This is a genomic window from Hymenobacter psychrotolerans DSM 18569, from assembly GCF_900142395.1.
Taxonomy (GTDB): Bacteria; Bacteroidota; Bacteroidia; order Cytophagales; family Hymenobacteraceae; genus Hymenobacter; species Hymenobacter psychrotolerans.
This window is the reverse complement of sequence record NZ_FRAS01000037.1, coordinates 16783-28989: the sequence shown is the minus strand read 5'-3', so window position 1 is coordinate 28989 and position 12207 is coordinate 16783. Positions and strand designations below refer to the sequence as shown.

The following is a 12207-nucleotide window of genomic DNA, read 5'->3' as shown; positions in this document are numbered from 1 at the left end:
ATGCCCCACCAGCCTGGCGCTGGCCGCCACATTTTTGGGCGCGTCTGCGACGAGCACGGCATCGAACACCGCTTCACCAAACCGGCCCATCCGTGGACCAACGGCCAGGTCGAACGCATGAACCGCACCCTGAAAGAAGCCACCGTGCTGCGCTACCACTACCAAACCAGCGCCCAGCTCAACGAGCATCTGCAAGCCTTCCTGTTGGCCTACAACCACGCCAAGCGTTTGAAGACCTTACACGGCCTGACCCCGCACGAATTCGTCTGCGTGCAGCACCAGAAAAACCCGGCTATCTTCACCCAAAACCCGACCCAGTTCACCTTGGGACTATACAACTAGCGTGTTTGGGAATTTTTCTAATGCGTAAATAGAAACGAGCCAGTAAGTTGCAGGTGGAGTTCCTAGGCTCCGGTCTGCTCATGGTTGACGGCTCCGGCTCATGGATGCCGTGATGCTACGGGAGCAGGAAACCTACGGCGAACTGATGTCGACGCTGCTGTTTCCGCTGGACTTTCAGGATTACTTTGCTGAGCCGCTCACGTTTGTGCTGGACCGCAGCACGGCCAGCCTGCCCTGGGAAATGGCCTGTTTCGCGCAGATGCAGAACCGCATGGCCAGCGAGGGCCGCACGCCCGGCGCGCGCCGCTCCCTGAGCCGGCAGCTGCAGCTGGCCCGCCAGTTCCGGACCATGCTCTCGCCCAAGCCCGGCATTCCGCCGCCCCGCAACCGCAGCCTGCGCGTGCTCGTCATTGCCGACCCGGCCCCCGAGCCGGAGCTGCAGCTGCCCGGTGCCCGCCGCGAAGGCCGGGCCGTGGTGGAAATGCTCAGCACCATAAAAGCGTATCTGAACCGGCTGCAGCCCGCCCACGCCGCCATCAAGCTGGATGTGGTGGAGCGCATTGGCGAGGCCGAGTGCGACTTTCTGGAAATCATGGCGCTGATTCTCAACGGCAGCTTCGACGTTGTTCACTTCGCCGGCCACGGCATTTTCACTCCCGACGACCCCAACCGCCAGGGCTGGGTGTTCGGGCGCGACCGGGTACTGACGGCCCGTGAGATATTCCGGGCCCGACATGTACCGCGGCTGGTGTTTGCCAACGCCTGTTTCTCATCGGTGATTCGGGAAGGCACCCCGTTTGCGGCCGAAGAGCTGAACGGTAGCCTGGCAGGCATTGCAGAAGCGTTTTTTGAGCGGGGCGTGCGCAACTACCTCGGCACCGGCTGGCCCGTGAACGACGACCTGGCCCTGGCCTTTGCCCGTGAATTCTATGCGCAGGTGCTGGTGGGCCAGTCGGCGGGCACACTGCTGAATTACTCCAGCCTTAGTCCGCAGGAAATGAACGGCAGCACCACTTCGGATGGCACCCAATCGGAGGCGAGTGGCAGTCAGCCTTCAACTTTAGGCAAAGCCATTGCCTCAGCCCGCAACTGCATTTATAGCAGCGGTGGCTCTACCTGGGGCGCCTATCAGCACTACGGCCAAGCCACCGACTACCTGCTCAACTGGCGCCCCTGATATTTTCGGCGCAGCAGCCAGCCACTTTCTTTTCGGCAGCAATCTGCATTCGAGCAGAATGTGCTGAGAAGTGAGTGGCTCTTTTGTGCATTTATATTGGCACATGCACTTTGGCTTGCCTCACATCTTCAAGTGCAAAACCTTGCTTAACAAGGACATAAAGAGCAAATTCAGAAAGCGTATAAAAATTTCGGCAGGAAAGTGAGCTGCTGAGGCAACCCACCCCGAGAAGGTTGCATCTACCCCATCAAACGCCCTGCTCCTGACGCAACCCTTACCTTCGAACCCGTGACTGACGCCGACCTCATCACTGCCTGCCGCCAAGGCAGCGGCCGTGCCCAGAAGCTGCTCTATGAGCGGTTTGCGGGCCTGATGCTGGGAGTGTGCCTGCGCTACCTGCGCCGCCGCGAGGATGCCGAAGAGGCCATGCTCGGGGGCTTTGCCAAGGTGTTTCGGGCCCTCGACCAGTACCGGCACGAAGGCTCGTTTGAGGGCTGGATTCGCCGGATTATGGTGAACGAGGCGCTGGGGCAGCTCCGCCGCAAGGAGCCGCTGCACCTCGCCATCGACGACCTCACCTTCGATGTGCCGGCCACGGCAGCCACCGCCGAAAGCCAGCTCAACGCCGACGATATGCTGAGCCTGCTCTCGGAGCTGCCGGCCGGCTACCGCACGGTCTTCAACCTGTACGCCCTGGAGGGCTACACCCACCCCGAAATCGGCGAGCTGCTCGGTATTTCGGAAGGCACCAGCAAGTCGCAGCTCAGCAAGGCCCGGGCCATGCTCCAGCGCCGCCTCGCGGCGGCCAGCCAGCAGGCCCTATCCTCCACCTCCTCACCGAAAGAACTGTATGCAACCGGAAGATATTGATAAGCTGTTTCGCGACCGTCTCGCGGAGCACGCACCCACCCCGCCGGCTTACCTCTGGAACCAGCTGGAAGAAGAGCTGCAGCCCGAAAAGAAACGCCCCGTGCTCTGGCTATGGGCGGCAGCTGCCAGCGTGGCACTGCTGCTGGTAAGCGGCGTGCTCTGGCTGCAACTGGGCTCCTCGGTGCCTTCCGGCAAGGGTGCCCTGGCCACTGCCTCGCAACAGAAAACAGCGCAACCCGCAGCGGCGGCCCAACCCGAAAAAAAATCGGATGCCACTACCGAAACCCAGGCAACCCCACTTCAGGCGCTTGCATCTACCACCTCGAAAGACGCTGCTGAAGCCCCGGCCCCTTCCCCTAGCCAGCCCCAGGATGCGCACCTGCCGGCCCGGCAACTGGCCGCCGCCTCGGTTTCGGAAAGCCGCTCCAAGCGTGCTGCTGCTTCCCAAAGCCTGAACAACGCGCCAGCTCCCGAAGCCCTGGCAGCCGCCACCCCGAAAACGCAACCGGAGCGTATTTCGGAGCCGGTGGAAGCTCCTTCAGCACCGCGGCAGCTGCCGGCTACGGCGCTGGCCGCAGCTAGCCCGGCTGCTCCTACCGGCCCCATTGAGGTGGAAGTGCGACGCAGCGACGCCGAAACGGCCGTGGCCACGGCCGCTCAGCAGGCAGAATCCGGCACGCGGCCCCGCCTGGGTCAGCTGCTGCGCCTGGGCCGCAGCGCAGTGCGCGGCGACCGGGTGACCCTGGCTGATGCCGGGCTGCCCGAAACCGTGACGGTGCAGGCCCGCGTGGCCGGCCGCACGCTCACCAAAGTGATACAACTCTAATTCCTCCCTTGTCATGAAACGCCTTTCCGCCCTGCTGGCCGCCTTCCTGCTGCTGGTTCTGGCCGCGCCTTGCTCGGCCTACGCTTCCGCCCCCGCCCACCTCGACGATACCATTCTGGTAAAGCTGCCCAACCAGGCCACCATGACGCTGTTCGTCAAGAACAAGCAGCAACTCCGCGAACTGCGCAACTACAAGCTCGATTCGCTGATGATTCTGCTCGACAAGTACATCACGCAGGCCGAAGCGGCCGGCAAGTCGTCGAAGTCGGAGCAGGTGACCATGGAATTCTACCCCGCTAAAGACCAGCCCGGTAAGCAGGTGCCTGAGCAGATCCGCATTACGGTCCGCAACGAAGACAACTCGCCCCGCAAAAGCGGCGACAAAGTGGAAGTGAGCATGGGCCGCCTGTTTGGGGTGAAGGTGGAAGAAAACGCCGCCGAAGACGGCAGCGACCGGGTATCGGTGCACCTGGGCAGCAGCGCCAAGGACGACTCGGTGGCCGCCGCCAAACGGCAGGCCCGCGCCGACCGGTCGGGCCGCAGCGACTTCAGCATCGACCTGGGCCTGAACGCGCTGGTAAACAAGCAGAACCTGGCCGGCGAGCCCAATCTGGACCTGCGCACCATGGCCTCACGCTACGTCAGCCTGAACTGGCACTACATCCAGCGGATCGGCAGCCGCCGCAGCCCGCTCTACATCATGACCGGCCCGGAACTGTCGTTCAACAACTACATGCTCGACAACAACTACCGGTTTCTGGCGGCTGACAACGGCACGTACGTAGTGAAGGACACCGAGCTGAGCCTGGAGAAAAGCAAGCTGGCTACCACGGTCCTCAACCTGCCCCTGGTGCCGGTGCTCAACTTCCGCGACGACCGAAACAAAAGCGCCTTCCGGATCGGGGCCGGTGGGTTTGTGGGCTACCGCCTGGCTTCGCACACCAAAATCAAGTACGAGCAGGACGGCAGCACCCGCAAAGACAAGGACCGCAGCTCCTACAACCTCGAAGACTTCCAGTACGGCTTGCAGGGCCTGATTGGCCTGCGCAGCGTTACGCTCTTCGCCAAGTACAACCTCAACGAAGTGTTCAAAGACAACCGCGGCCCGCAGGCCAACGTGCTGAGCTTCGGTATTTCGCTCTCCGATTTCGACTAGCCTTCGCTACCGCACAAAAAAGCCCTTGACGTTGCTATGTCAGGGGCTTTTTCGTGCACAAGCAAACCGTAGCGGCGCCGGCTACGCGTTGCGGTGGAAGTTGTCGAGCAGGATGGCGGCGGAAATGGCCACGTTCAGGCTTTCGGCCTGGCCGCGGCCGGGAATGTGCAGGCGCTGCGTGAGGCGCGCTTCCACCTCCGGGGTGAGGCCGTGGCTTTCGCTGCCCATTACCAGCACGCCCTGGGGCTGCAGCGTGAGGCCGTGCACGTTGTCGCCGTGCAGGTCGGCGCCGTAGACGGGCAGGCCGGCGGGCAGGCTGCCAAGCCAGGCGGGCAGCTCGCGCTGCCACACCGGCACCCGCGTAAACGAGCCCATGGTGGCCGCCACCGTCTTGGGGGCCCACGGGTCGGCGCAGGTTTCGGAGAGCACCACGCCGGGCAGCCCGTACCAGTCGGCGAGGCGGATGAGGGTGCCCAGGTTGCCCGGGTCACGCACCTGGTCGAGGGCCAGCAGCAGGCCGCTGGCGGCATTGGGCAGCAGCGCCGGCTCCTCGGGCAGGCGCGCAATGGCCAGGGCCGTATTGTTGGTAGCCAGCGTGCCCAGGCGGGTCAGCTCGTCTTCGCTGAGGACTTCTACCAGCCCGAGAGCCAGCTGAGCCGGTAATTTTAACGCAAATTCAGCCGTTACAAACACGCGTTCCGTTTGAAGTCCGGAACTTAGCAGCTCCAGCACGCTTTTGCCGCCCTCCACCAGGAAAGCACCGTGCCGGAGCCGATACTTTTTCAGGTGCAGCGCGTGTACGTATTTTGTCACTGCTTTTGAGACCATATATTGTGCTGAACAGACGCCCGGCCGGGCTTCAGGTGATACATAAAACGGGCTGCCCTGCCTGGGCGGCGCTGGTTGGCTTACTACTGCTGGCAGCAGGCTGCTCGCCGCTGCGCCTGCTGGGCCCCAAGCAGCAGCTCCTGAGCAAGGTGCAGCTGAAAGGCGTGAAGCAGGCCGACGACGAACGGATTCAGGCCCTGTACCGGCAGAAGCCGAACAGCAACTTTCCGCTGCCAAAACTAACAATCTATCAGCTAGGCCGCGGCTTCTACAACCCTGAGCGGCTGAAGCGCAAGCTTGATGACACCCGTGCCGGCTTCGACCAGCGCATTCTGGAGGCCCGCCCCGACTCGGCGAAGGTAGGCAAGCTGCTCACGCGGCGCGAGCGGCGCACCCGCCGCCTGCAGCTGGCCCTCGACAAAGGCAACGCCATCATGCGCCTGGGCGAGCCGCCGGTTATCTACGACTCGGCCCTCACCCGGCAAACAGCCGAGCAGATTGCCATTTTTCTGAAATCGAAGGGGTTTTTCCGCAGCCGGGTCCAGTATACCGATACGCTGGCCGACCGGCGGTTTTCGCTGGGCCGCCTGCTGGGCGGCCCCGACAGCCTGCACCGCCGCCGTGTGCTGGTGACCTACACTATAACCGAAAACACGCCCTTCCACTATTCGCAGCTCGACTACGATATGGCCGATACGGCCGTAGCGCGGCGGGTGCTGGCCTCGCAGCCGGCCACGCTGCTGCGCGTCGGCGACCAGTACGACGAGGAAGTAATCGGGCAGGAGCGCGCCCGGATTGAGGCCCTGCTCAAGGACGACGGCTATTTCGACTTTCGCCAGCAGTACATCACGCTCGAAGCCGACACCAGCTACGCACCGGCTACCGTGCGGCTGCGCACCATCGTGGCCAATCCTGCCACTGAGGCCGCCCACCCGCGCTACACCATCCGGAATGTACGCTTCATCACGGACGCCGGCACGGTCCGGTTCGGGCAGAAGCGCGACACGATTGTGCAGGACTCCACGTACTTTCTGGCTTTCCAGCACCGCATCAGCCCCCGGCTGCTCAACCGCAAGGTGGCCGTGCATCCCGGCGACTACTACAACCTGACCAACACCCAGACCACGCAGCGCCAAATCAGCCAGCTCGACGTGTTCCGGTTCACGACCGTCAACTACGTGCGGGTGCGCCCCCTGACTGCCGAGGACAGCCTGCGCCACCAGCTGGATGCCATCATCAGCGCCTCGCCGGCCAAGCGCTACCAGGAAACTGTGGAGTTTGGCGGCACCTACGTGGCGAAGCTGCCGGGGCCGTTCGGGAACCTGCGCCTGAAAGCCCGCAACCCGTTTGGTGGGGCCGAAGTACTGGAACTGGGCCTGCGGGCCGGTTTTGAAGGCCAGTATGAATTGGTCAGCAACGACAACCAGCAGCAGCTCAAAAGCCAGCTCACCACCCAGCTCGGTGCCAACCTGAACCTGGTGATACCGCAGTTTCTGGTGCCCTGGCGCACCACCCAGCTGCTGACGCGCTACAATCCGCGTACCCGCATCAGCATCGGCTACAACTTTGTTACGCGGCCGGAATACACCCGCACCAACCTGGAAGGCACCTTCGACTACATCTGGCAACGCTCAGCCTTCCACCAGTACGTGTTCACGCCCTTCGACCTGAGTCTGGTGAATACGCCTTATCTGGATACAGACTTTTTCGAGGAGCTGGCCAGCCGGTTTCCCAACCGCGAAGCTGCATTATTCACATTTAATCGCCAATTTGTACCAAGCTTTAGTTTCACGTCATTATACAATTCCAACGATTTCAACCAGACGCGTGATGCCCGGTATCTTCGCCTTTTTGCGGAAGTGGGCGGCATCACACGGCCGCTGTATCAGGACCTGCTCAGCAAGGATGGCACCGGCATCAGCGTCACGGATTTTTACCGCCTCAATGCAGACTTCCGGCGCTACCACAAGCTGGGCCCCAAGTCGTTTTTTGTGTACCGGCTCAATGGCGGCATCGTGCAGCCGCTCCGCAGGGGCAGCAGCGTCATTCCCTACGACAAGTATTTCTTCGCGGGCGGCAGCACCAGCGTGCGGGCCTGGAAGCCGCGCCGCCTGGGGCCTGGCTCCTACACGTCGTACGTGAAGGACACGCTGGGCGGCGACGCCATCAATGCCGACGGCCAAAAGATCCGCAACTACAATATTGAGCAGCCCGGCGAGCTGCTGCTGGAAGGCAACGTAGAGTACCGGTTTCCGCTGTTCGGCTTCGTAAACGGGGCCGTCTTCACCGACTTCGGCAACGTGTGGGCCATCCGGCCCGATGACGAGCGACCCGGAGCGCAGTTTAACTTCAGCCGCTTCTACCGCGAGCTGGCGGTCAGCTCGGGCTTTGGCCTGCGCTTCGATTTCACGTTCCTTATCCTGCGCCTCGACGTAGCTACCAAGGTCTACGACCCTACGGCGCCCGGCAGCAAATGGGCCGTTCGGAAGGCCAGCCTCTTCGGCAGCCAGGACCAAACGGCCTTCAACCTCGGCATCGGCTACCCTTTCTAAGGCCTTCTTCACTTACCCGCAAGCCCGCAGTAGGCCGGCCCACTGCGGGCTTGCGGGTTCATTCCCCTAGCGTTTCTCACGCTGAAATTTGCAGATCCCGAAAAAATAATAAGACAACATCCTGATATGTCATTACTTTTGCGGAATTGCCGCCAATTAAGGTTCTTGGCAATTCCCAAAAAAGGACTTCTTTTTCTTTCATTTCAGGTATATGAAAAAACACTTACAATTATGGCGTGCTGCTGTAGCACTCCTGGTTGGATTGTCTGGCTTGCAAGAGAGCCACGCGGAAGGTTCACGGGAGCTCACACCGAACAGTCAGTCATTCGCAATGAATGACGTCCGCAATGACCGGTCGGGCTTTCTAATCCACGATTCGAACAATCCGAACCTGGTATCGAAAGGCTTTCTGAAGCCGAGCACTTGGGCAGATGGGGGCACGTTCTCACCCGACCACCGGCTGTATGTGCGCCTCAACCCAGGCGAGACGCTTAACTACGGCGTACACCGCATCTACAACGGGCAGGGTGTTTCTACTGCGGCACGCCAGCAAAACCTGATCCTGACGCTGCGCTACGGAGCCAACGCGGGTACCATTGTAAAACAGACCAAGCTCTACCGCGACTCCACTAACAGCACCGCCAACAACAACCTCAACCGTTCCCCACTGCTCACCACGTTGGGGGTATTGGGGCTCCCGCAGGCCGGCGTAATTGTCGACGCGCAGCAGAACCAGCGTGGCCCGCAGTCTTTGCTCAACCCGCTGGGCTATGTGCCACTGACTTATACTAATAATACAGGCCAAGCCCGGGACTTCTATATCGAGTTTACGCAACAGAACGAAGTAAACCTCGGCGATAATGCGAAGTGGTCATACTACGACTTCTGGGACTTTACGGTAAAGGATGCGGGCGGCAACGAGAAAAAAGGACGTCTGTTCAGCAAGTACTGGGCGTTTTCCTCGTATGCGTCTACCGGTAGCGCCGGCGCTTTTCAGAACCGGCTGTCGGCTAACTTTAAGATGTACACGCTGATTGAAAGCGCGCAGACGCCGGGCCGCTACTATATAAAGCAGCTGGAGCTGGCCGGGATGCGGCCACTCGACTTCTTCTTTGTAGCCAACGAATTTGGCGCAACATCGGGCACGAACCGGACTACCATAGCGCAGCGCCGCCGCAGCCAGACCTCCGACCTGAGCTACCCGCAGTATTTCAACTTCGTGAATGACCCGGATGCCGACATCTGGCCCAGTGCTCCTACTCCCACCTTCGCGCGCACTTACCAGGCCTTCTGTAACTCAATTCTTAGCCGGGGCTCTGCCGCTTTCACCACTGTCAGCAGCGAAACCGGCAGCGTCAACATTCTGGTTGACCTTAATAACAACGGAGTTAAGGACGGGAATGACGTGCTCATTGAGCAAGTAGTTACCACGGCCGGGGTACCGGTTACTTCCTCCTGGAATGGCCTCAATGCCGCCGGAGCTACGGTTGCCACCGGTGCCACTGTCCGCCTTTCCTTCACCAGCACAGGCGCAGCCGTAAACTTCCCCATTTTTGATGCCGAGGGCAACCCCGATGGCTTCAGGGTGCAGAATATTCGCCCCTCATCGGGCGGAGATGCTTACTACGACCGTCTCTACTGGGATGATACGAACTTGACGGCCAACAGCGCAGCCAATTTTCCGGCCGCTCCTGCTGCTCCCGACAACAGCAACCAGCGCCTAGATGGTGTGATATCCGACAACGGCGTACACCGCTGGGGAGATGCCACCAATCAGGCGGGCAATGCTTACATGGTTAACACCTGGACCTACGGCTTCATTTCGGCGGCCAGCGAGCAGGTATATAGCTACAACTATAACTGCGACTTCGACGGGGACGGGGTAGATGATGCCCTTGATGTAGATGATGACAACGACGGCATCAAGGACGTAGACGAGAGCTATGGTGCCAATCCGCAGACCTACACGCTGAACGGAGTAGTGAAGACCGACGGCACTGGCGTTCCAATCTATCTGGACGGTGGCTACGTGACGCCGCAGGGCCGTGGTGCCTGGCGCGACGTTAACGCCGACGGCATGAACGACTATTTCGACATCGACCTGGACGGCATTCCCAATCACCTGGATACCGATTCTGATGGCGACGGTCTGCCGGATGCCATTGAAGCCAATAACGGCAAGCCAGTAGCCAACTACGATCCGAATACGGGTAGTATTACAGGGGCGGTCAGCAGCGCAGCCGGAGCCCGCGGTATGCCGCAGAACGCCCAGACCAGCAACAACAGCGGGGTTTCCATTTTTGCTAATCCGGACCAGGATGGCGACGGTGTGCTGAACATCATGGACCGGGACTCCGACAATGATGGCATTCCTGATTTAGTTGAGATTCAATCTTCTGTCACCGTTCCCGCAGGCCGCGCTGCTACCGGCAACGGCCTGGCATTCCGGGCTCCGCTCGGCGCTGACGATGACAATGACGGTATCGATAACCGCTTCGACCCGGACTTCAGCGGCTCGACCGCGCTGCTCTACGCTTGGAATAGCGGCACTAATCAGAACAACACCCCCGGCACTGCTCCTACCCTGGTCGACTATCTAGACCTGGACTCAGACAATGACGGTTTGCCCGACGGCATTGAAAACAACAACGGAGGTCTGTATCTGAGCATGAATAATAACGGGCGCATCCCGGCGCTTGATTTGCAGGACGCCAACCGCGACGGACTCGACGACCGGATCAGCCTCACCCTTAATACTACAGTGGGCCTGTTGGCCGACCGTGATGGAGATGCAGTGCCTAACTACCGTGACCTGGACACCGACAACGACGGTATTCCGGATATGATTGAAGCCAACAATGGCGCTATTCTTCCCGGGGCAACTTACGCCGGACAATATACGGCCAGCGCTGCTGTAGCCAATGATAACGACGGCGACGGCCTGGTGAATATCGTAGACCCCGACGAGTTGGTTACTATCCTGATTCTTAACTCAGATAAAGATGGTGACGGCTTGCGCAACTACATGGACAAAGACTCTGATAATGACGGCATTCCCGACATGCGGGAGGCAAATCTGGGCGCCCTCATCGATGGCAACTCCGACTCAGAAGGCCAGACCGTTCCCGTGGCACTGGCTGGCAATGACCAGGACAGTGATGGACATTATGATGCCGTAGACCCCAATAGCGCTGCCGGAGCAGCCTTTGCCACGCCAGCAACCAACCAAAACCGCATCATCATTGACACAGACGGGGACGGCATAGTGGATTGGCTGGACCTGGACTCAGACAATGACGGCATTTTGGATAACCGGGAAGCACAAAGCACCGCTGATTTCCGGGCTCCTCTTGGCATTGACTCTGACGGTGACGGCCTAGACAATGCGTATGATATCAACGGCGGAAGCTTCATTAGCATGAGCCGCTGGGACGGTGCCCGCTACGACTACCGCAACACCAACACGGACAACGACCGTTTCGCCGATTGGATTGAAGGCTTTGATGATAACCGCAACGGACAGTCGCTGGATGATATAAAAGCGCGAGCAACTGCCTGGAGCAACCTAAACCCCGCCAGAAGCAGCTACTACCCCTTAGCTGGCGTCCCGGTCAGCCAAGGGCCTACCTGGATGTTCGACGCTGACAACGACGGGGTACCGAATTTCCTCGATCCTCAGAGCTCCTTCTATCGTGATGATAACAAAAACGGGCTGGTCGATCTGTATGACCCGGCCTTCGGAGGTGTGCCTTCTACAACTCCCAAGCGAACCAACAACCAGATTGACGCAGATTTCCGTTTTCAGGGTCAGCAGACGCCCCTGCCCGTGGAGCTGATCAGCTTCCAGGCCAAGTCATCTGGCCGCGACGCGCTGGTAACCTGGGCTACTGCTTCGGAGAAAGACAACGCCCGCTTCCTGGTGGAGCGCTCCGCCGACGCCAGCACGTTTGTGGTGGCTGGCACGGTGGAAGGTAAAGGCACCACCAGCCGCCGTTCCGACTACTCCTTCACCGACAAAAACGTGGGTACTTCGGCCGGCACGCGCTACTACCGCCTGCGCCAGGTAGACCAAGACGGCAAGGAATCCGTGAGCGAAGTACGGGTGGTTGGCTTCGATGGCAAAGGAGCTGTAGTGGCTATTTCGGCGTATCCTTCTCCGGCCACCGATAATGCCACGCTCGATCTGCTGGCGCTGCCAACGGCTACCTACAGCGTAGAAATCATGGCGGCCGATGGCCGTGTGATGACCCGCTTCGAGGCCCAGGGTGGCCGTGAGGTAGCCCTGCCGGTGGCTGGCTACGCCAAAGGCACTTACTTGGTGCGCGTAAGCGGCCAGGGCCAGAACTACCTGGTGAAGCTGCTGAAAAACTAAGCTGTCAGATAACTACAGCCAAACAAAAAGGGCTTCCGATAATTCGGAAGCCCTTTTTGTTTGGCTGCTTTATTAGTCAGGTAG

The 12207-nt window shown here is 60.3% G+C and carries 8 protein-coding genes; 7 read left to right on the top strand and 1 reads right to left on the bottom strand.

What is annotated here, in order from left to right; all coding sequences use genetic code 11:
* From BUE15_RS20035 to BUE15_RS20015, 5 genes are all read left to right on the top strand, one after another.
* The coding region (locus BUE15_RS20035) for an integrase core domain-containing protein (protein ID WP_244535974.1) at positions 1 to 342 on the top strand (342 nt) is incomplete at its 5' end.
* 100 nt (positions 343 to 442) lie between these two features.
* Positions 443 to 1519, top strand: coding sequence for a CHAT domain-containing protein (locus BUE15_RS20030; RefSeq protein ID WP_073288879.1), 1077 nt, complete (start codon positions 443 to 445; stop codon positions 1517 to 1519).
* A 288-nt stretch (positions 1520 to 1807) separates the two neighbouring features.
* A complete protein-coding gene (locus BUE15_RS20025) occupies positions 1808 to 2389 on the top strand; it encodes an RNA polymerase sigma factor (protein ID WP_073288877.1) in 582 nt (193 codons plus the stop codon).
* Complete coding sequence (locus tag BUE15_RS20020) at positions 2370 to 3215, top strand: hypothetical protein (protein WP_073288875.1); 846 nt, start codon at positions 2370 to 2372, stop codon at positions 3213 to 3215. The genes BUE15_RS20025 and BUE15_RS20020 overlap by 20 nt, the downstream gene beginning before the upstream one ends.
* A gap of 13 nt (positions 3216 to 3228) precedes the next feature.
* Positions 3229 to 4371, top strand: coding sequence for an outer membrane beta-barrel protein (locus BUE15_RS20015; RefSeq protein WP_073288874.1), 1143 nt, complete (start codon positions 3229 to 3231; stop codon positions 4369 to 4371).
* Between the two features lie 81 nt (positions 4372 to 4452).
* Here BUE15_RS20015 and BUE15_RS20010 read toward each other — a convergent pair whose 3' ends face one another.
* Positions 4453 to 5184: an RNA methyltransferase gene (locus BUE15_RS20010; RefSeq protein WP_317614845.1), complete on the bottom strand. Its 732-nt coding sequence runs from the start codon at positions 5182 to 5184 to the stop codon at positions 4453 to 4455.
* 50 nt (positions 5185 to 5234) lie between these two features.
* On the opposite strand from BUE15_RS20010, the gene tamL reads away from it, so the two are divergent.
* Complete coding sequence (gene tamL, locus BUE15_RS20005) at positions 5235 to 7751, top strand: translocation and assembly module lipoprotein TamL (protein ID WP_139252461.1); 2517 nt, start codon at positions 5235 to 5237, stop codon at positions 7749 to 7751.
* Between the two features lie 331 nt (positions 7752 to 8082).
* A complete protein-coding gene (locus tag BUE15_RS20000) occupies positions 8083 to 12123 on the top strand; it encodes a T9SS type A sorting domain-containing protein (protein WP_073288870.1) in 4041 nt (1346 codons plus the stop codon).
* The last annotated feature ends 84 nt before the right edge of the window (positions 12124 to 12207 follow it).

Coding starts and splice junctions, on each gene's coding strand:
- BUE15_RS20015 (WP_073288874.1), top strand. CDS start 3,229: ATGAAACGCCTTTCCGCCCTGCTGGCCGCCTTCCTGCTGCTGGTTCTG.
- BUE15_RS20020 (WP_073288875.1), top strand. CDS start 2,370: ATGCAACCGGAAGATATTGATAAGCTGTTTCGCGACCGTCTCGCGGAG.
- BUE15_RS20030 (WP_073288879.1), top strand. CDS start 443: ATGGATGCCGTGATGCTACGGGAGCAGGAAACCTACGGCGAACTGATG.
- BUE15_RS20000 (WP_073288870.1), top strand. CDS start 8,083: ATGAATGACGTCCGCAATGACCGGTCGGGCTTTCTAATCCACGATTCG.